The organism is Hydrogenophaga sp. RWCD_12 (assembly GCF_046604225.1).
Classification (GTDB): domain Bacteria; phylum Pseudomonadota; class Gammaproteobacteria; order Burkholderiales; family Burkholderiaceae_C; genus Hydrogenophaga.
Genome location: NZ_JBKIXC010000001.1, coordinates 846,528 through 863,136, shown reverse-complemented (window position 1 = coordinate 863,136; position 16,609 = coordinate 846,528). Strand labels below are relative to the sequence as shown.

At 68.6% G+C, this 16,609-nt stretch carries 23 protein-coding genes; 10 read left to right on the top strand and 13 right to left on the bottom strand.

Annotated features, from left to right (window positions below; translation table 11 throughout):
* Positions 1-102: 102 nt before the first annotated feature.
* Entirely contained in the window at positions 103-441 is a 339-nt protein-coding gene (locus ACLIJ1_RS04155) for a hypothetical protein (protein WP_411364209.1), read from the bottom strand.
* Between the two features lie 182 nt (positions 442-623).
* Between ACLIJ1_RS04155 and ACLIJ1_RS04150 the strand changes: the two genes are divergently transcribed.
* From ACLIJ1_RS04150 to ACLIJ1_RS04135, 4 genes are all read left to right on the top strand, one after another.
* Positions 624-1,076, top strand: a complete 453-nt coding sequence (locus tag ACLIJ1_RS04150) for a DUF3106 domain-containing protein (protein WP_411364208.1) — start codon at positions 624-626, stop codon at positions 1,074-1,076.
* A gap of 7 nt (positions 1,077-1,083) precedes the next feature.
* The gene (locus tag ACLIJ1_RS04145) at positions 1,084-1,731 is read left to right on the top strand and encodes an RNA polymerase sigma factor (protein WP_411364207.1); all 648 of its coding nucleotides are present in this window, start codon (positions 1,084-1,086) and stop codon (positions 1,729-1,731) included.
* Entirely contained in the window at positions 1,728-2,069 is a 342-nt protein-coding gene (locus tag ACLIJ1_RS04140; RefSeq protein WP_411364206.1) for a hypothetical protein, read from the top strand. Before ACLIJ1_RS04145 ends, ACLIJ1_RS04140 begins: the two co-directional genes overlap by 4 nt.
* A 98-nt stretch (positions 2,070-2,167) precedes the next feature.
* Positions 2,168-2,551, top strand: a complete 384-nt coding sequence (locus ACLIJ1_RS04135) for a BLUF domain-containing protein (protein ID WP_411364205.1) — start codon at positions 2,168-2,170, stop codon at positions 2,549-2,551.
* A gap of 6 nt (positions 2,552-2,557) precedes the next feature.
* Here ACLIJ1_RS04135 and ACLIJ1_RS04130 read toward each other — a convergent pair whose 3' ends face one another.
* Entirely contained in the window at positions 2,558-2,917 is a 360-nt protein-coding gene (locus ACLIJ1_RS04130; RefSeq protein WP_411364204.1) for a translation initiation factor Sui1, read from the bottom strand.
* 36 nt (positions 2,918-2,953) lie between these two features.
* Between ACLIJ1_RS04130 and ACLIJ1_RS04125 the strand changes: the two genes are divergently transcribed.
* Positions 2,954-4,192, top strand: coding sequence for a DEAD/DEAH box helicase (locus tag ACLIJ1_RS04125; RefSeq protein WP_411364203.1), 1,239 nt, complete (start codon positions 2,954-2,956; stop codon positions 4,190-4,192).
* A 37-nt stretch (positions 4,193-4,229) separates the two neighbouring features.
* Here ACLIJ1_RS04125 and ACLIJ1_RS04120 read toward each other — a convergent pair whose 3' ends face one another.
* Positions 4,230-4,565, bottom strand: a complete 336-nt coding sequence (locus ACLIJ1_RS04120) for a DUF6172 family protein (protein ID WP_411364202.1) — start codon at positions 4,563-4,565, stop codon at positions 4,230-4,232.
* A 57-nt stretch (positions 4,566-4,622) separates the two neighbouring features.
* The gene (locus tag ACLIJ1_RS04115) at positions 4,623-4,943 is read right to left on the bottom strand and encodes a hypothetical protein (RefSeq protein ID WP_411364201.1); all 321 of its coding nucleotides are present in this window, start codon (positions 4,941-4,943) and stop codon (positions 4,623-4,625) included.
* A gap of 53 nt (positions 4,944-4,996) precedes the next feature.
* On the opposite strand from ACLIJ1_RS04115, the gene ACLIJ1_RS04110 reads away from it, so the two are divergent.
* Entirely contained in the window at positions 4,997-5,620 is a 624-nt protein-coding gene (locus tag ACLIJ1_RS04110) for a 3'-5' exonuclease (protein WP_411364200.1), read from the top strand.
* Here the strand turns inward: ACLIJ1_RS04110 and ACLIJ1_RS04105 are convergent.
* Positions 5,604-5,828: a DUF3820 family protein gene (locus ACLIJ1_RS04105; protein ID WP_411364199.1), complete on the bottom strand. Its 225-nt coding sequence runs from the start codon at positions 5,826-5,828 to the stop codon at positions 5,604-5,606. The genes ACLIJ1_RS04110 and ACLIJ1_RS04105 overlap by 17 nt on opposite strands.
* The gene (locus tag ACLIJ1_RS04100) at positions 5,825-6,649 is read right to left on the bottom strand and encodes an alpha/beta fold hydrolase (protein ID WP_411364198.1); all 825 of its coding nucleotides are present in this window, start codon (positions 6,647-6,649) and stop codon (positions 5,825-5,827) included. The genes ACLIJ1_RS04105 and ACLIJ1_RS04100 overlap by 4 nt, the downstream gene beginning before the upstream one ends.
* A 91-nt stretch (positions 6,650-6,740) precedes the next feature.
* Here ACLIJ1_RS04100 and ACLIJ1_RS04095 point away from each other — a divergent pair, with 91 nt between their 5' ends.
* A complete protein-coding gene (locus ACLIJ1_RS04095; RefSeq protein ID WP_411364197.1) occupies positions 6,741-7,340 on the top strand; it encodes a lysophospholipid acyltransferase family protein in 600 nt (199 codons plus the stop codon).
* 64 nt (positions 7,341-7,404) lie between these two features.
* The gene (locus ACLIJ1_RS04090; protein WP_411364196.1) at positions 7,405-7,800 is read left to right on the top strand and encodes a hypothetical protein; all 396 of its coding nucleotides are present in this window, start codon (positions 7,405-7,407) and stop codon (positions 7,798-7,800) included.
* A gap of 24 nt (positions 7,801-7,824) precedes the next feature.
* Here the strand turns inward: ACLIJ1_RS04090 and ACLIJ1_RS04085 are convergent, their stop codons facing one another.
* Positions 7,825-9,015: a PLP-dependent aminotransferase family protein gene (locus ACLIJ1_RS04085; RefSeq protein ID WP_411364783.1), complete on the bottom strand. Its 1,191-nt coding sequence runs from the start codon at positions 9,013-9,015 to the stop codon at positions 7,825-7,827.
* Between the two features lie 160 nt (positions 9,016-9,175).
* Between ACLIJ1_RS04085 and ACLIJ1_RS04080 the strand changes: the two genes are divergently transcribed.
* Both ACLIJ1_RS04080 and nth read left to right on the top strand, forming a co-directional pair.
* Positions 9,176-9,982, top strand: a complete 807-nt coding sequence (locus ACLIJ1_RS04080; RefSeq protein WP_411364195.1) for an HDOD domain-containing protein — start codon at positions 9,176-9,178, stop codon at positions 9,980-9,982.
* A gap of 22 nt (positions 9,983-10,004) precedes the next feature.
* Positions 10,005-10,640 carry an endonuclease III gene (gene nth, locus ACLIJ1_RS04075; RefSeq protein WP_411364194.1) on the top strand — a complete coding sequence of 212 codons (636 nt, stop codon included), beginning with the start codon at positions 10,005-10,007 and terminating at the stop codon, positions 10,638-10,640.
* An 18-nt stretch (positions 10,641-10,658) separates the two neighbouring features.
* Here the strand turns inward: nth and ACLIJ1_RS04070 are convergent, their stop codons facing one another.
* Genes ACLIJ1_RS04070 through cbiB form a run of 6 tightly spaced genes read right to left on the bottom strand, consistent with a single transcriptional unit; the run spans position 10,659 to position 16,605 of the window.
* Positions 10,659-11,219 (bottom strand): histidine phosphatase family protein, encoded by a 561-nt coding sequence (locus tag ACLIJ1_RS04070; RefSeq protein ID WP_411364193.1) that lies wholly within the window; start codon positions 11,217-11,219, stop codon positions 10,659-10,661.
* Positions 11,216-12,031: an adenosylcobinamide-GDP ribazoletransferase gene (gene cobS / locus ACLIJ1_RS04065; protein ID WP_411364192.1), complete on the bottom strand. Its 816-nt coding sequence runs from the start codon at positions 12,029-12,031 to the stop codon at positions 11,216-11,218. The genes ACLIJ1_RS04070 and cobS overlap by 4 nt, the downstream gene beginning before the upstream one ends.
* 4 nt (positions 12,032-12,035) lie before the next feature.
* The gene (cobT, locus tag ACLIJ1_RS04060; RefSeq protein ID WP_411364191.1) at positions 12,036-13,106 is read right to left on the bottom strand and encodes a nicotinate-nucleotide--dimethylbenzimidazole phosphoribosyltransferase; all 1,071 of its coding nucleotides are present in this window, start codon (positions 13,104-13,106) and stop codon (positions 12,036-12,038) included.
* A gap of 3 nt (positions 13,107-13,109) precedes the next feature.
* Entirely contained in the window at positions 13,110-14,666 is a 1,557-nt protein-coding gene (locus ACLIJ1_RS04055; RefSeq protein WP_411364190.1) for a cobyric acid synthase, read from the bottom strand.
* Complete coding sequence (locus tag ACLIJ1_RS04050; protein WP_411364189.1) at positions 14,663-15,640, bottom strand: aminotransferase class I/II-fold pyridoxal phosphate-dependent enzyme; 978 nt, start codon at positions 15,638-15,640, stop codon at positions 14,663-14,665. The genes ACLIJ1_RS04055 and ACLIJ1_RS04050 overlap by 4 nt, the downstream gene beginning before the upstream one ends.
* The gene (cbiB, locus tag ACLIJ1_RS04045) at positions 15,637-16,605 is read right to left on the bottom strand and encodes an adenosylcobinamide-phosphate synthase CbiB (RefSeq protein WP_411364188.1); all 969 of its coding nucleotides are present in this window, start codon (positions 16,603-16,605) and stop codon (positions 15,637-15,639) included. The genes ACLIJ1_RS04050 and cbiB overlap by 4 nt, the downstream gene beginning before the upstream one ends.
* Positions 16,606-16,609 lie beyond the last annotated feature (4 nt).

Here is a 16,609-nt window from a genome sequence, read left to right as displayed (position 1 = left end):
GAGCGTGGGGGCGACAGGGCCAGCCGCCGGGCCGCCCCAAGGCAGGCCCAGCCCCCTCGGGGGGCAGCGACCCGCGCAGCGGCGGAGCGTGGGGGCTCTCGTTCAATTCCTGTGGTTGTGCTTCTTGCGGTAGATGTTGCGGCTTGCGCGATCCTGGGCGTGTTCCATGTGGGCCGCTTCCTTGCCGGTCACCTTGCCGTCGGCCTCGACCCGGTCTTCCAGGTTGCTGACGTGCTGCTGCTGGTGGCGCAGGCGGCGTTGCTCGCGCGGAGTCAACTGGCCGGAGGCCGCGCCCTGGTCGATGCGGGCGTCCTGCCGCGCCTGCCGGTTGTCGACGCGCTGGGCCTGCAGTTCGGCGGGCGTGGCGGCCTGCGCGAGGGACGCAGCGCCAAGTCCGAGGGCAAGTGCGGAGACGGTCAGGGGTTTGAGCCAGAATGACATGAGGGTTCCTTGAGTGTGGTGTGACAGGCACGGAAGGTCCGTGTCCCTGTTGAACCCGGGCCAGCGTGTGGGCTTACGTGGCCAGACCAATACCCCACCAAATTCATCGGAAAAGCGTAAGCGACGGGCAACCCAGAGGTTCAACCACTGTCACCGAAAGGGTGCCCTTCACCGATGCCACCATGCCATCCCCGATTGCCAAGTTCCTGATCCGCTGCCTGCTCGGCGCCGCGCTGCTGTGGACCGCGACCGCCCAGGCCGGGCCGCTGATGGTGCCGAACGCCCGCGACTGGTCGCGCCTCACGCCCGAACAGCAGGCGCTGCGCCAGGCCGAACTGCGCGAACAGCTGAGATCCGCCAGCCCGGCCGAACGCAAGGCCTTCCGCGATCAGCTGCGCCAGCAGCTGGAGTCGATCACCCCGCAGGAACGCCGCGCCCTGATCGACGGCGCACGGGAGCGCTGGCAGAGCATGACGCCGCAGGAGCGCCAACGTCTGGCCGACGAGCGCCGCGACAAGCTGCGCCAGATGACGCCGGGGGAACGGCGCGAGTTGCTGATGCAGCGGCGCGAAATGCTCGACCGCATGAGCCCGGCCGAACGCCGCGCCCTGCGCGAGAAGCTGCCTGCGGATTGACAGCGGCATGAGTCCACCTCCCGCCGCCTCTGGCCTGGGCGCCACCCTCAACAGCTTCGGCCGCTGGGTCGGCAAGACCCTTGCACCTCCGACTGTCGCCGTCCCCAAGGACGCGGGCTGGGCGCTCTGGCAGGCCGCCTGCGGTGGCGACGAAGGCAGTGCGACCGCGCTGGTGCGCCAGCTCACGCCGCAAGCCATGGGCCTGGCGCGCCAGCTGCTGCACCGGCAGGAAGACGCCGAAGACGTCGTGCAGGAAGCCTTTCTGCGTCTTTGGAGCGCCCGGCCGGACGAGGCCCGTGGGGCTGCGCTGGCGACCTACTTCAACACCATCGTCATCAACCGCAGCAAGACCTGGCTGACGCGGCGCCGCGAGCTGAGCACCGATCCCGAGGAGCTGACCGGGTGGGCCGACGCACAGACGCCGGACCACGGCGAGGGCGATCCGGTCGGCCCCGCGCTGGACGCGCAGCGCCTGCAGGCCGCGATGCACCGGCTGCCCCCGCGACAGCGCATGGCACTGGCGATGTGGGCCTATGCCGATGCAGATGCTGCCGACATCGCCCGGGCACTCGAACTCGACACCAACGCTGCCCATCAGTTGCTGCACCGGGCCCGCCAGACTCTGCGCCGCTGCTTTCAGGAGAACACGCCATGACCTCCACCTCACCGCGCGATGCCGACAACGAGCGCGACCGCGCCTTGCGACAACAGCTCAAGTCTGGTCTGAACGCCTCCCAGCCTGCCGACACGCAGGCCCTGCAGGCGCGGGTGCTCACGCAATGGCGACAGGCGCGACCACACCAGCCGGTGACCGTGGGCGGCGGGCCGGCGGCTACCCTGCGGGCAGCGTGGCGCCAACACCCGCTGCGCTGGACAGGGATGGTGCTGCTGCTGGCGCTGGGCCTGTGGCTGCTGCGACCGGTGCAGGACCCGGCACTGGACGAACTGATGCAGCCCGATGTGCTGTCGCTGATTTCCGCGGGGGAACTCTGAACACGGCTCGCCGTCAGAGTCCTTAAAGGCAGAGGGGTTATCTTCTGCGGAGCAGCCGTTCCGGGGTTTCGGCTGATTGACCCAGCCGTTGACCCACCATGTTCGAGCGCCTTGTTTACCAGTCCACCGCGAGCCACGATTTCGGATCGCTGCACCTCTTCAATCTTCTGACCCAGGCCCGACTGCGCAATCAGCAGCTGCAGATCACCGGCCACCTGCTCTACCTCGATGGCCAGTTCACACAGTGCATCGAGGGGCCGTCGGAAAACATCGAACGCCTGTGGCAGAGCCTGCTGAAGGACGACCGGCACCACAACATCGAGTTGCTGGCCCGCCAGCCGATCGAGCAGCGCCGCTTCAGCGAATGGAGCATGGCGTTCTCCAGCTACGCATCGTTCTACGTGCACGGGATGACGGGGTTCTTCCCCGTCGACGACAGCGGCAACTCGCCCCTGGTGCCGCTGTGCAGCGCGCCCGCCTGAACAGCCTCAGCCGCCCGCGCGCTTGACGGTGTGGCCATGGGCCTTGAGCGTTTCGATCACGCGCTCGACGTGATCGCCCTGCACTTCGATCACGCCATCCTTGACCGTGCCGCCGCTGCCGCAGGCGGTGCGCAACTGTTTGCCAAGCGCCAAGAGGCTGGCGGCGTCCAGCGCGGCACCCTTGACCACGGTCACGGCCTTGCCGCCGCGGCCCTTGGTTTCGCGCGACACGCGCAGCACACCGTCGCCCTTGGGCAGCGCAATCTGCCCGCAGCGGCAGGACGCGACGGGCTGTCGGCAATCGGGGCACATGCGGCCCGATTCGGTCGAGTAGACGAGGCCGCCGGAAGAGGCTCTGGATTTCATGGGGCGGGATCGTAGCGCGTCGCCGACAATCGCCCCATGCCTTTTTCTTCCCTGGGCCTCGCGCCCGCCCTCGCGCAGGCCGCTGCCGACCTCGGTCTCACCCAACCCACCCCGATCCAGAGCGAGGCCGTTCCGGCCGTGCTGACCGGACGCGACGTGCTCGCCACCGCCCGCACCGGCTCCGGCAAGACGGCCGCCTATGCCCTGCCCTTGCTCCAGCGCTGGCTGTCGACGCCAACGGATGGCCCACGCCGCACCCGCGCGCTGGTGCTGGTGCCGACGCGCGAGCTGGCCGCACAGGTCGGCGAGGTGCTCCGCTCACTCGCGCAATCGCTGACACCAAGGCCCCGACTGGTGGTCGCGTTCGGCGGGGTATCGATCAACCCGCAGCTGATGGCGCTGCGCGGCGGCGCCGATGTGGTCGTCGCCACGCCCGGACGGCTGCTGGATCTGGTCGATCACAACGGGCTGCGGCTTGGTGGCGTCGACACCCTGGTGCTCGACGAGGCCGACCGGCTGTTCGACCTGGGCTTTGCCGACGAACTGGCGCGCGTGCTGGCGTTGCTGCCGCCGCGCCGGCAGAACCTGCTGTTCTCGGCCACATTCCCGGCTGCTGTCGAATCTCTGGCCCGGGATATGCTGCACGAACCGGCACGCATCGACGTGCCCACACCGGCCGATGAGGTGGCGCCCATGGTGCTGCAACGCGCGATCGCGGTCGACGAAAAACGCCGCACCCAGTTGCTGAGGCAACTGATGAAGACCGAGGGCTGGAAGCAGGTGCTGGTGTTCGTGGCCTCGCAGTACGCGGCCGAACGGCTGGCGACCAAGCTCCACCAGGACGAGGTCTATGCGACCGCCTTCCACGGTGGCCTGAGCCAGGGCGCCCGCCGGCAGACGCTGGACGAGTTCAAGGCCAAGCGCTGGGACGTGCTGGTGACCACCGATCTGGCCGCGCGCGGCATCCACATTGAGGGACTGCCGGTGGTGGTGAACTTCGACTTGCCACGCTCGCCCGTGGACCACGTGCACCGCATCGGGCGCACCGGCCGCGCGGGTCAGAACGGGCTGGCGGTGAGCTTCGTGACGGCGGCCACGCTGGCGCACTGGCGCCTGATCGAAAAGCGCCAGGGCCTGAGCCTGCCGCTGGAAACGGTGGACGGCTTCGAGCCGACCGAGACGCCGCCCGAGTCGGTCGATGTCCAAGGCAATGGCGGCATCAAGGGAAAACGCCCGAGCAAGAAAGACAAGCTGCGGGCTGCGGCGAACAAGTAGCCCGCACGCTCCGCCGCTGCGCGGGTCGCTGCCCCCCTTACTCTTCGTCGCTGTCCTGTTCGCTGGCTGCTTCGGGCTCGGCACCCGCCGGTCGGGGCTGGCGAACGCCGGGTTTGGCCAGCAGTTCGACATAACACTGCGGCGCGCCTTCTTTGGCCAGTGCGTCGAGCAGGCCGAAGAGCTCGGCCGGATGCACGGTCTGGGCGCTGTCCTGGTCGGCACCGAAGCGGCAGTCGAAGTCCCAGAAGTGGGCGCCTTCGGGCAGCTCACGGCGGCGTTCGCGCTTCTGGTACTTGCGGATGTCGTGCTTGACCGCGTCGAGCACGCGGTCCGGGTGCTTGCCTTCGGGGCGCAGCGGGTAGGTTTTTCTCATGGGGGGATGTCCTTGGGTGGGTGCGTTCGCCCCGGCAGGACGTGAAACGGACCCGGATTATGCGGGCAGCACGATCTCGTAGCCGCCTTCGTCGAGGTGCCGGTGCGGGCCGAACACGGCCTCCAGCGCAGCCGCTTCGGCCTGCTGCCAGTGCTCCAGCACCGTGCGCTCGTCCACCGTCAGCGCCTCGGGGTCGGGTGTCTCGCCGTACTGACCCAGGATCGCGAGGTAGGCACTGTAGACCGGCGCCACCAGCGCGGCATTGCCCAGCGCCGCCTCCAGCGCCTCACGGAACAGCCGCTCGGCCGCCTGGCGCTGACCGGGCGGAGTGTCGTCGGGAACGTAGAGCTTGAGGATGTAGGGCATGGTGGCAGGCACAATGACCCGATTATCCCCGCCCTCCCCCCGCGCATCGCAGCGCCCCAGGTTCCATGAACACCACCCGCGCCACCCCTGGCAAGGACGAGATCGCCCTGCTGCCCGAGTTTCCCCGCCTGGGGCTGGACCGCATCGCGCTGGTCGACTCGGCGGTGTCGGCGCGCGAAGCCGTTGCGGCCCTGCGCGATCAGGCCGACTGGGGCTTCGACACCGAGAGCAAGCCGACCTTCGTGCAAGGGGAGGTGTCCGACGGGCCGCACATCCTGCAGCTGGCCACGCTCGAACGCGCCTGGGTCTTCCTGCTGCATGACACGGCCAGTCGCGACCTGGGTGCGCAGCTGCTGGCCGATGCCGGGCACACCAAGGCCGGCTTCGGGCTGGGCGACGACACCAAACGCATCCGCGCCAAGCTGGGCGTGGAGCCGGCGGGCGTGATCGAGCTCAACCACCTGTTCCGCGCGCGTGGCTACCGCAAGGACATGGGCGTCAAAGGCGCGGTCGCGGTGCTGTTCGGACAGCGCTTCATCAAGTCCAAGAAGGCCGCCACTTCCAATTGGGCCAACCCGCGCCTGACCGAGAGCCAGCTGATCTACGCGGCCAACGACGCCTGGGCAGCGGCAGTGGTGCACCGCGCCCTGAAAGACCGCCCGGCCGAACCGATCAGCGCGAAGCCTTGAGGCGGCGCAAAGGGGTGAGCAGCTCCTCCAGCCCGTTGTGGTCGATCTCGTGCATGAGCGCGATCAGGCGCCCGAGGTCGCCATGGGGGAATCCTTCCCGGGCGAACCAGTTCAGGTAGTTGCCCGGCAGGTCGGCGATCACCCGCCCCTTGTACTTGCCAAAGGGCATTTCCACCGTCAGCAGGCGCTCAAGATCTTCCGGCTTCATCGCAGCATGGTTCCCCGGTCGAGCCATTGCCGTACCGCGCGGTTGAACGCCTCCGGCTGCTGCTTCATCAGCCAGTGACCAGACTCCAGACCGTGGACCTCGCAGCCCGGCGTAGAGCCCAGCTGCGCCAGCCAGCGGTCGGAATGGAACATGAAGGGCTTGCGCTTGCCGAAGAAGAACAGCGTCGGCAGCTTCGGTCCGAACACTTTGTCGACGCGCGCCACCCCGCGCAATCCACCAAAGGCACCGAACCACTGCATCGCATACGGGTAGTTCATCTGCCAGCCGATCTCGGCGGCCGGTGTGCGGCACCCGATGGTTCGCGCCATCCAGCGCGTCATGCGGTCGGCCAGGCCAGGCGCCAGCGGCCCGAGTTTCCAGGCAATCGCCAGCCAGAGCTGGTAACCCGCGATCATGAGTTTCTCCTTGGCGGTCAGCTTCTTGAGGTAGGCACCGGTGTTCGTGTCGCCGATGTCGGCGCCGACCACGCGCGCCACCCGGTCCTGGTGCCGGGCCGCATATTCATAGCCGAAGAAACAGCCCCAGTCGTGCAGCATCAGCGTCACCCGCTCGCTTGGGCTGACCGTGTCGACGATGGCGGCCACGAGTTCACACATCTGGTCCACCGACACCGGGCGAGGCGGCTGGCGCAGGTCGTAGCCCGGCAATGCAAAGCGCACGCAGCGGTAACTGTCCTGCAACGCGGCCACCGCCTGGTCCCACAGCGCAGGGGAATCGGGCCAGCCGTGCAGCATGACCACCGTCGGTCCTGCACCGTCGATGCGCACCTCGATGCCCTGCACACTCAGTGTCTCGCTCATGGGTGGGTTCTCCGTGACAAACATGGCGGGCGATGGTAGCGCGCGGGGCGCGAACGGCGGTCTCCCGCGCGTCATCGGCGATACTCCCCGGATGCAGCGCACGATCTTCACCACGCCCGTGGTCAATACGTTATTGCGCGGGTTTTCGGTGGCCTTTCTGCGGCTGACCGGCTGGACGATCGAAGGCGAACTGCCCCCGAATGCGGGCAAGAGCGTCTTCATTGCCGCACCGCACACCAGCAACTGGGACCTGCCCTATACCCTGATGGTGGCCTTCGCGCTGCGCCTCAATCCCTACTGGATGGGCAAGGCCAGCATCTTCAGGTTTCCATTCGGTGGCCTGATGCGCTGGCTCGGCGGCATCGAGGTCGACCGGTCGAAAGCCAACAATCTGGTCGCTGCGTCAGCCCAGGCCATTGCCGAGGCCGACGGCCCGCTGCAGCTGATCGTGCCGCCCGAGGGCACGCGCAGCAAGACCCGCTACTGGAAGACCGGCTTCTACTACATCGCCAACACCGCGCAGGTACCGATCATCCTGGCCTACATGGACTACGCCACACGGCGCAGCGGCCTCGGCCCGGTGTTTCAGCCCACCGGCGACATCGAGGCCGACATGGCGCACATCAAGGCCTTCTACCAGCCCTTCAAGGGCAAGAACGCCAGCCAGTTCGATCAGGGCGCTGACCTGTAACAAGGCTACAAAGCGTTTCACGACCGCAGGGCAAAACGTCCCCCGGATTGCGTAACCTTGTGGCGTGAGCCGCGAAACCACTTTCCAAGGACCGCTGTCTTCGCTGTCGACGCTCTCGAGCAGTCTGCGCGAAGGCATCGGCTCGATTCTGGGCGTCGAGAAGGTGCGCCACAACGACGTGGCCGTCGCGCGCATCCGCCGCGCCATGTTGCGCATTCACGGCGATGTCGGCCGCATGAACAACCCGCGCCTGAACCACCGCCTGCGCCACACGCAGGACGCCGAAGGCCTCTGGTACGCCCGCGCCGAGCTGTACGCCGACTTGTGCCAGTGGCACAACGAGCTGCATGCGATCAAGGCGCTGGAATCGCTGCGCCCGCTGTTCCGCGGCAGCCTGCCCGCCAGTCTGCTCAAGACCCGCAAGCCGGGCGGATCACCGCAGATCGCCGAAGCCTGGTAAGCCAGCCCCGGCGCTGCGGCGGGTTCAGACCGCCGTCTTCAGGCGGCTGATGCCCTCTTCGATCTTGTCCAGCCCCACCGTCGCGAACGACAGGCGCAGGGTCGCATGGTCGGGATTGTTCGCATAGAACGGCGCGCCCGGCACAAACGCCACACCCTTCTCGATCGCACGTTTGGCCAGTTCACCACCGTCGGCCAGCTTGCCGCCCGCGCCCGTCAGGCGGGCCCAGACAAACAGGCCGCCCTGCGGCTGCACAAATTCGATCGCATCACCCAGCTCGCGGCGCAGGGCATTGCCCATGGTCGTCGCGCGCTCGGCGTACACGGCGCGCACCTTGGCCAACGTGGCCGGCATGCGGCCGGCCTTTAGGTACTGCGCCGCCGTGGCCTGGGCGAAGGTGCTGGTGTGGGCGTCGCTGAACTGCTTGCACATGGTGGCCTTGGCCAGCAGCTCGGCCGGCCCGACCATCCAGCCCACGCGCAGGCCAGGGCTGAGCACCTTGGACAGCGAGCCGCAGTGCACCAGGCGCTCGCGGCTGCCGGGCACCTGGCTGCTGAGGGCCAGCAGGCTGGGCGGCGGTGCATCCCCGAAGTACAGGTCGCCGTACGGGTCGTCCTCCACCACCAGCACGTTGTGCTGCACCGCCAGTTCCAGTACTTTCTTGCGGCGCTCCAGGCTGAGCATGGCGCCACTGGGGTTGCCGAAGGTGGGGATCAGGTAGATGAACTTGGGCTTGTGCTCCACGATCAGGTCTTCAAGCCGGTCGGTGACCACGCCCTGCCCGTCCACCGGCGCCGTCACCAACTGCGCGCCGTAAAGGCGGAAGCACTGGATGGTGGCCAGGAATGTCGGGCCTTCCACGATGACCTTGTCGCCGGGGGAGATGAGTGTCTTGCCCAGCAGGTCCAGCGCCTGCTGGCTGCCGGTGGTGACGATCAGGTCGTTCGCCGTCACGCCCTGGTTGCCCTTGCTGGTCATGAAAGCCGCGAGCTGATCGCGCAGCGGGTTGTAGCCTTCGGTCGCCCCGTACTGCAAGGCGCCGCCAGCTTCTTCGGTCAATGCGGCGTTGACCGCCTCGCGGATGCCGTCGACGTCGAACATGGCGCTGTCGGGGAAGCCGCCGGCAAAACTGATGATGCCGGGCTTGCCCAGCAGCTTGAAGAGTTCGCGGATGGCGGAGGTTTCGACGTTGTTCAGACGGTCGGCAAAGGGGATGGCAAAGCTCATGCGGATGTCTCGGATTCGGTGAAAAAGTGCGCAAATGGTACCGCCCGCCCCGGAACTGGTACGGATTTGTGCCGGATTTCCGGGCTTGGCGCCGGCGGCGTTGCGGAAAAATCCGGCACATGAACCCCACCCTCGACCGGAGCCACCCATGACCGCGGCCGATTTCTTCAAAGACCTGACCCTGCCGACCATGCCGCAGGTGGCGCACGACCTCATCCGTTCGCTCAACGAAGAGGACGTGCCGCTGTCGCACCTGCGGGAAGCGATCGCGCGCGACCCGGCACTCGCCGTGCATCTGCTGCGGCTGGCCAACAGCGCGCACTACGGTGCCCGGGAAAAGGTGGGCACGATCGAAGACGCCATCGCCCGCGTCGGCACGGCGCAGGTCCGCGCGCTCGCGCTGGCGGCGATGTTCAACGACGCCTTTCCGGTCACACCCGGTCTGGACCGCCAGGCCTTCTGGCGCGAAAGCCAGGAGCGCGGCGGCATGGCGCAGTGGCTGGCCAGCGGCGTCGGCACCGATGGCCAGCAGGCCTGGCTCACCGGCTTCATGGTGCGGGTCGGCGAGCTGCTGATGGGCATGAAGTCGCCCAACAGCGTGGCCGAGTTCGAGCGTGAACCTCGCTTCCCCGGCGCCCGCTGGGAGCGAGAGAGCTCGCTGTTCGGTTTCACCGAAGGAGAGGTCAGCGCCGAACTGGCGCGCGCCTGGAACTTCCCTGACGAGATGATCCACGCGCTGGACGCGGCCGCCAAGCCACTGGCGGCGCAACCGTTCTCGCGGCTGGGCGCCGTGCTGCACGTGGCCGAACTGCTGGCCGCTGTTCCCTCGCCATCGCTGGAAGCGATCGACGAGCTGCCAGCCGATGTGCTGGAAGCGCTCGAGGTCGACGCCGACTGGATGCGCAACCGGCTTCCGCAGGCGCAGCGCTACGTCGAGGCCTCGCGGCTGCACTGAACCCCGCACTACACTGCGCGGCATGAAAACCGCGCAGATCGAGACCTTCTTCGCCACCCTGCAGGCCGCCAACCCGCAGCCGGTCACCGAGCTGGAATACACCAGCGTCTTTGAACTGCTCGCTGCGGTCCTGCTGTCGGCGCAGGCGACCGACGTCGGCGTCAACAAGGCCACGCGCAAGCTGTTTCCCGTCGCCCACACGCCGCAACAGATCCTTGACCTCGGGCTCGAGGGCCTGGAGTCCTACATCAAGACCATCGGTCTGTACCGCAGCAAGGCGAAACACCTGATGGAAACCTGCCGCATCCTGGTCGAGCGGCATGGCGGCACCGTCCCCCGCACGCGCGAGGCGCTAGAAGCCCTGCCCGGCGTGGGTCGCAAGACAGCCAACGTGGTGCTCAACGTCGCGTTCGGCGAACCGACCATGGCGGTCGACACCCACATCTTCCGCGTCGGCAACCGCACCGGACTGGCGCCCGGCAAGACGCCGCTGGCGGTGGAACAGCAACTGCTCAAGCGCATCCCGGCGAAGTACCTGGTCGACGCGCACCACTGGCTGATCCTGCACGGGCGTTATGTCTGTCAGGCGCGCAAGCCGCTGTGCCACCAGTGTGCCGTGCCGGCCTGCTGCGACTTCAAGCCCAAGACCACGGCCTGAGCATCGCCAAGCGCTGCGTCAGAACGACAGCACCGTCCAGCCGCCCGTTTCGGGCGCGTCCTTGGGCCACTCCTGGACCGACGCGAGGCCGCGCCGCCCGTGCCGGGCCAGGAATTCGGCGGAGCGGATCACGCCGGCGTGCGTGATCCAGAGCGCTTCGCCCTCTGCACCGACCTGCGCGCGGGTGGCATCCAGCGCATCGGCCACGCGCCCAATGAGCATGTCCACGTTTTCCGCTCCGCCAAACCGGTGCGAGGCAAAGTCGGCCATCCAGACATCAAAGGCGGCGCGAGGCACCGCGTCCCAGCGCTGCAGCTCCCAGGAACCGAAGTCCATCTCGCGAATGCGCGGATCGGTGAACGCCTCGCCCAGATCGGGCCGGTGTGCCCGCAAGGCCCGGTGCATTTGCTGGGCGCGGCCCAGATCGGATACCCGCACCGGCAACCCGGTCGGCAACAAGGGCGCCATCGCCTGTGCACCCTCGGCGGTCAATGCTTCGTCGGCGGCCACATCGCTGGCGCCGTAGCAAAGGCCAGGCTCCAACACCACGCGCGCATGCCGCAGCAACCAGAGCTTCATGGCGCCACCGCCGGCAGTGTCACGGCCAGCGCCAGCAGGAAACCAATCTCGCAGACCTGCTGCGTGGCACCCAGACCGTCCCCCGTGAAGCCCTGCAGCCGCCGTTTCAGCAAACGCCACATCCACACCAGGCCCAGCAAGGAACCCAGCACCGCCAGCATCCATTTCACAGTCGGCAGCAGCACGACAGCGAGCACCATCGCCAGCGCCCACCAGAGCACGCCGAGCGCCAGCCCTCCGCGACCGATGCTCTCGGCCAGCGGCTTGGACTTGGACTGCGGCGTGTCACCGACGTGCGGCAGCGTGTGGATCACGAACAGCGGCATCAGGCGCGAACTCACGTGCGCCGCGAAGAGCGCCACCGCGGCGATGGCGGCACCACCAGCCTGCGCAATCAGCGCGAGCGCAGCCACCTTGGTCACCAAGGCCAGCACCAGCGCGATCGCGCCAAAAGAGCCAATGCGCGAGTCCTTCATGATCTCCAGCGCCCGCTCCCGGTTGGCCGAACCGCCCAGGCCGTCGCTCAGGTCGGCCAGCCCGTCTTCGTGGAACGCGCCGGTCAGCAGCACGCTGAACACCGTGCTCACCAGCGCCGCGACCCAGGGCGCAGCCGGTTGTGCGGGCAGTACCCACCAGACACCGGCAAACACGGCGGCCGTCGGCAGGCCCACCACCCAGCCCACCCCCGGGAAATGCGCCGCGCTGGCGCGCAGCATCTCGGGGGAAAAACCAACCCAGTCCGCCAGCCGCCCGGTGATGGGAATGCGGGTGAAGAACTGGACGGCGAGCAGGAAGTGGCGGACGAAGGACATCCCGTCAGCGTGCCACAACCGGCGCGGGTCCGGAATGCTCTTCCTGTCGCGACACGCCAGCCGATTCAAAACTGGCCATCTCGCGCAGGATGGCGCAGGCCGACATCAGCAGCGGCCAGGCCAGGGCCGCACCCGAGCCTTCACCCAGGCGCAGGCCCAGGTCCAGCAAAGGCTCGGCTTTCAGGTGGGCGAGCATCAGCGCATGGCCGCGTTCGCCCGAGCGGTGGGCGAACACGCAGCGCTGCAGCACCGCCGGCTGCAGCTTGCTCGCCACCAGCACGGCCGAGCTGGCGATGAAGCCATCGACCACGATCACGCGCCGCTCGCTCGCGGCCTGCAGCACCGCGCCGACCATGGTCGCGATCTCGAAACCGCCGAATGCCGCCAGCGCGGTCAGCGGCTCCGTCGCATCCGGGTGGCGCGCGAGCACTTGCCGCAGGATGCCGATCTTGCGCTGCACGGCTTCGGCGTCCAGCCCGGTACCGGCGCCCGTGCAATCCACGATGTCCAGCCCGGCCAGGCGGCTCATCAGCAGCGACGCGGCCGAGGTGTTGCCGATGCCCATCTCGCCCAGCAGCAGGGCGTTGCCCGGCAAGTTCTTGACCAGCGCGGTACCGGCCGTCATCGCCGCCTTGCATTGCGCCTCGGTCATGGCCGGGCCTTCCAGCGCATCGGCGGTTCCCGCCGCGATCTTGCTGATCACCAGACCCGGCCGCGGCGCGAAGTCGTGCCGCACGCCGCAATCCACCACCGTCAGGCCGATGCCGTTCTGCCGCGCCAGCACGCTCACCGCCGCGCCACCGGCCAGGAAGTTCTCGACCATCTGCCAGGTCACGTCGCTCGGGTAGGCCGAGACGCCGCGTGCGGCCAGGCCGTGGTCGCCGGCAAAGACCACCAGTTGCGGGTCCTTCAGCTCGGGCGCTTCGCTGCCCAGCGCCAGGCCGATGCGCTGCGCCAGCCGCTCGATCTGGCCCAGCGAACCGACCGGTTTGGTCTTGTTGTCCAGCAGGTGCTGCAGGCGTGCGGCCAGGGCGGGCTGGGTGATGTCGTCGATGGAGGGAATGGCGAAGATCATGGTTCAGTCCTTGGAAATCAGGGCGTCGAGCACTCCCGGCTCGACATGTCGTTCAAGAAAATCGGCGAGGCCGTCAAACACGGTCTCCAGCGTCGGCACCGTGGCGCCAAACAGCGCCTGCAGCACGGCGGGGTCTTCGAACAGGCCATGCAGGTAACACCCGAGCACATTGCCGGCCGCGTTCAGCCAGGCCAGGCCGGGCATCACTTCGCGGGCGATGTCGCCCTTGGCGGCCATGGCCGGGTGTTGAGCCGTCTGGCCGTGGTGAATTTCGTAGCCCGAGACCGTCACTCCCGACAACGCACTCCAGGGGCCGGCGAGTTCTGCGAAGGTCGTGGTCGTGCGGCACACGGTCTTGTCGGCATCGAAGGCCGTCACCAGCGGCAACAGGCCAAGACCCGGCGCGTTGCCATCGATGCCGTGCGTGTCGATCAGCGCCTCGCCCAGCACCTGCAGCCCGCCGCAGATGCCCAGCACCGCCCCGCCCTGCTCGGCATGCTCGGCCACGGCCTGATCCAGCCCCTGGTGGCGCAGCCATTGCAGGTCGGCTGCGGTCGACTTCGAGCCGGGCAGCACGATCCAGTCGGCGCCCGCGCAGTCGGCCGGCGTGCGCGCCCAGACCAGACGCACCCCCGGCACGTTCTTGAGCGGCTGGAACTCGTCGAGGTTGCTGATGCGCGGCCAGGCGATGACGGCGATGGTCTTGTTCACGACGCCCGCCGCCCGGGTCCGGTCATCGAAGACGCCGTCTTCTTCGGGCAGGCCGTGTTGCCACCACATCGGCAGCGTCGCGACCACCGGCACGCCGGTCAGCTCCTGCAGCATCTCGGGCGCTGGCGCGAGCAGCGATGCGTCGCCACGGAACTTGTTGAGCACAAAGCCTTGGATGAGTGCGCGTTCATCCTCGGGCAACAGCGCCCAGGTGCCATAGAGATGGGCAAACGCTCCGCCCCGGTCGATGTCGGTCACCAGCAGGCAGCGCGCCTGCGCGTGCCTCGCCACGCGCATGTTCACGATGTCGCTGGCGTGAAGGTTGATCTCGGCTGGCGAGCCGGCACCTTCGATCACCACCACGTCGTTCTCGGCGCGCAGCGCATCCAGCGCCGCCATGATGGCCGGCCAGACCCTTTCACTGCGGCCGCGCCAGGGCATGTCGCTCAGCTCCCGGCTGACCTCACCCATCAGCACCACCTGGCTGCGCGTGTCGGCCTCGGGCTTGAGCAGCAGCGGGTTCATGCGCACGTCGGGCTCGGCTCGCGCCGCGAGAGACTGAAAGTACTGGGCCGAACCGATTTCGCCTCCACGTTCCCACGCGCCAATCTCCGCGACACGGTGCGCCGCCGGGCCGCCCCAAGGCGCATCAGCCCCCTCGGGGGGCAGCGACCCGCGCGAGCGGTGGAGCGTGGGGGCAACGACTCTGGCGTTGTTGCTCATGTTCTGCGCCTTGAACGGCGCCACTTTCAATCCCTGGCGCGCGTAGTGGCGGCACAGGGCTGTGGTCAGCCAGCTCTTCCCGGCGCCGCTGGTCGTGCCCAGAACCATCACGCAAACGGCGGTCATTGGGTCAGCTCCTGTGGAATGGTCAGCGCCTTGGCCAGCGCAGCCTGTGCCTCCGTCGGCAAAACGCCCAGGCGCCAGTGGTCCGGCAGGCCCATCGAGGCCGTGTCGCGCAGCTTGATGCCTTGCGCGCGCAGGGCGGCCACATCGACCGGGTGTGGCGCACGGGCGCAGAAGTAGTTGGCCTCGCTGGGCAGGCATTGCCAGCCCGCGCCTTGCAGCAGGGCCAGCTGTTCGGCCTTCCAGCGCGCGAGCTGTGTCCGGCTCTGCGCCAGCCATTGCTGAACTTCGGGCAACACCCAGGCCGAAAGCATGGCCACGGCATGTGCGCCCAGTGGCCACGACGGCGCCAGTTGCTCCAGCCGCCGCGCCAGCGCCAGGCCCTGAAGCGGTGCAATGGCGTAGGCACCCCGCACCCCCGTCAGGCCCAGCGCCTTGTTGGGCGACCAGAGCTGCCAGACGCGGTCCAGCGCAGCGGCGTCCAGGCTGCAGCGGCCGCCCAGCCGCAGCGGTTCGTAGGCCCTGTCCAGCACCACCACCGAACATGCCTCGGCCACCGAGGTCGCCATGGCTTCGGCCATACCCCGCGGGCTGGACGGCTCACACAGCCAGGCCAGGTCGGCCTGTGCCGGATCGTCCACGCGCTGCAGACCCCAGGCCCGCGCGGCTTGGGCGTAGTCACCATAGGCCAGTGCCGGCAGCCAGAAGCGGCGCCCGCCACCACCCGCCACCGCGGCAGTGATGCGCGCGATGAACTCGCTGGCACTGCCGGCGACCACGATGCGTTCGGCCGCTACGCCGTGGTGCGCCGCCAGCGCGTCGCCCAGCCGCGAGTAGGCTGGGTCGGGGTAATGCGCCGCATCGGCACGCTGCACCGCGGCCAGTGCCGCCGGGCATGGGCCGCAGGCGTTGGCGTTGGTGGAGAAGTCCCAGCGCGGCACGCCGTGGACATCGGGTCCGCCGTGGATGTGGCTCATGTGAACACCTTTGCCAGGTCCACCGCCGCTGCCGACAAGGCCAGCATCGCCACCGCGCGGCCTGCCAGTTGCAGGGCGTGCGTGGTGTCCTCCGCCAGCGGGCTGCGCCCTGCGGGGTGCAGGGTGTACACGCCGGGCTTGGCCAGGCGCACATCCAGCGCCAGAGCCATCGCAGCCATGGGCCAGCCGCTGTTGGGCGACGGCGTCAGCCCTGCCTGCGCCGGTAGCTCGCGCCAGCGACCGGCCATCCCCAGCAAGCCCAGCAGGCACGCCGTGAGGCGCGCTGGCAGCCAGGACAAGACATCGTCTGCCCGCGCCGCCCACTTGCCAGCCCAGGTCCAGTCTCGGCCGCCGCGTTCACCCCGGTAGCCCCACATCGCGTCGGCCGTGTTGGCGAAGCGGTACAGCGCGGCCCCGGGCAGTCCGGCGATGGCGAACCAGAACAGTGGCGCCACCACCGAGTCGTTGAGGTTTTCGGCCAGGGTCTCGATCGCACTCTCTCGCACCTGCCCGGCGTCCAGCGTCTTCACATCACGGCTCACGAGCCAGGCCAGGCGCGCACGTCCTGCAGGCAAAGAGTCGCCCAGCGCGGTTTCCACCGCCCGCACCTCGTCGCGCAGCATGCGCCAGGCCAGCATCGGCTTGAGCAGCAGGCCCAGCAGCAGTGCCTGCCAGACCGGGTGCAGGCCCAGCACCGCCGACACGCACCCGGCCGCCACGGCGATCACCAGCGCAGACCCCAGGCACCAGCCCATCGCGCCGCCCCAGAACTCGGCGCCAGGTCGCGGCACCGCTCCCATCCCTCGAGACGCCCAGCGTCCGACCACGCTGAGGTAACGGCCCATGGCCACCACCGGATGCACCCGCGCCGGCGGCTCGCCGAACGCGAGGTCCAGCCCCAGCGCGACCAGCACCGCGCCGGCCAGCACGGCGGCGTCGGGGGTGGGCAGGCCGGTGAAACTCATGGGG

Bases quoted from the DNA above. Each gene is read 5' to 3' on its own strand.
- ACLIJ1_RS04155 (WP_411364209.1), bottom strand. From the start codon at position 441: ATGTCATTCTGGCTCAAACCCCTGACCGTCTCCGCACTTGCCCTCGGA.
- ACLIJ1_RS04150 (WP_411364208.1), top strand. From the start codon at position 624: ATGCCATCCCCGATTGCCAAGTTCCTGATCCGCTGCCTGCTCGGCGCC.
- ACLIJ1_RS04145 (WP_411364207.1), top strand. From the start codon at position 1,084: ATGAGTCCACCTCCCGCCGCCTCTGGCCTGGGCGCCACCCTCAACAGC.
- ACLIJ1_RS04140 (WP_411364206.1), top strand. From the start codon at position 1,728: ATGACCTCCACCTCACCGCGCGATGCCGACAACGAGCGCGACCGCGCC.
- ACLIJ1_RS04135 (WP_411364205.1), top strand. From the start codon at position 2,168: ATGTTCGAGCGCCTTGTTTACCAGTCCACCGCGAGCCACGATTTCGGA.
- ACLIJ1_RS04130 (WP_411364204.1), bottom strand. From the start codon at position 2,917: ATGAAATCCAGAGCCTCTTCCGGCGGCCTCGTCTACTCGACCGAATCG.
- ACLIJ1_RS04125 (WP_411364203.1), top strand. From the start codon at position 2,954: ATGCCTTTTTCTTCCCTGGGCCTCGCGCCCGCCCTCGCGCAGGCCGCT.
- ACLIJ1_RS04120 (WP_411364202.1), bottom strand. From the start codon at position 4,565: ATGAGAAAAACCTACCCGCTGCGCCCCGAAGGCAAGCACCCGGACCGC.
- ACLIJ1_RS04110 (WP_411364200.1), top strand. From the start codon at position 4,997: ATGAACACCACCCGCGCCACCCCTGGCAAGGACGAGATCGCCCTGCTG.
- ACLIJ1_RS04105 (WP_411364199.1), bottom strand. From the start codon at position 5,828: ATGAAGCCGGAAGATCTTGAGCGCCTGCTGACGGTGGAAATGCCCTTT.
- ACLIJ1_RS04100 (WP_411364198.1), bottom strand. From the start codon at position 6,649: ATGAGCGAGACACTGAGTGTGCAGGGCATCGAGGTGCGCATCGACGGT.
- ACLIJ1_RS04095 (WP_411364197.1), top strand. From the start codon at position 6,741: ATGCAGCGCACGATCTTCACCACGCCCGTGGTCAATACGTTATTGCGC.
- ACLIJ1_RS04080 (WP_411364195.1), top strand. From the start codon at position 9,176: ATGACCGCGGCCGATTTCTTCAAAGACCTGACCCTGCCGACCATGCCG.
- nth (WP_411364194.1), top strand. From the start codon at position 10,005: ATGAAAACCGCGCAGATCGAGACCTTCTTCGCCACCCTGCAGGCCGCC.
- ACLIJ1_RS04070 (WP_411364193.1), bottom strand. From the start codon at position 11,219: ATGAAGCTCTGGTTGCTGCGGCATGCGCGCGTGGTGTTGGAGCCTGGC.
- cobS (WP_411364192.1), bottom strand. From the start codon at position 12,031: ATGTCCTTCGTCCGCCACTTCCTGCTCGCCGTCCAGTTCTTCACCCGC.
- cobT (WP_411364191.1), bottom strand. From the start codon at position 13,106: ATGATCTTCGCCATTCCCTCCATCGACGACATCACCCAGCCCGCCCTG.
- ACLIJ1_RS04055 (WP_411364190.1), bottom strand. From the start codon at position 14,666: ATGACCGCCGTTTGCGTGATGGTTCTGGGCACGACCAGCGGCGCCGGG.
- ACLIJ1_RS04050 (WP_411364189.1), bottom strand. From the start codon at position 15,640: ATGAGCCACATCCACGGCGGACCCGATGTCCACGGCGTGCCGCGCTGG.
- cbiB (WP_411364188.1), bottom strand. From the start codon at position 16,605: ATGAGTTTCACCGGCCTGCCCACCCCCGACGCCGCCGTGCTGGCCGGC.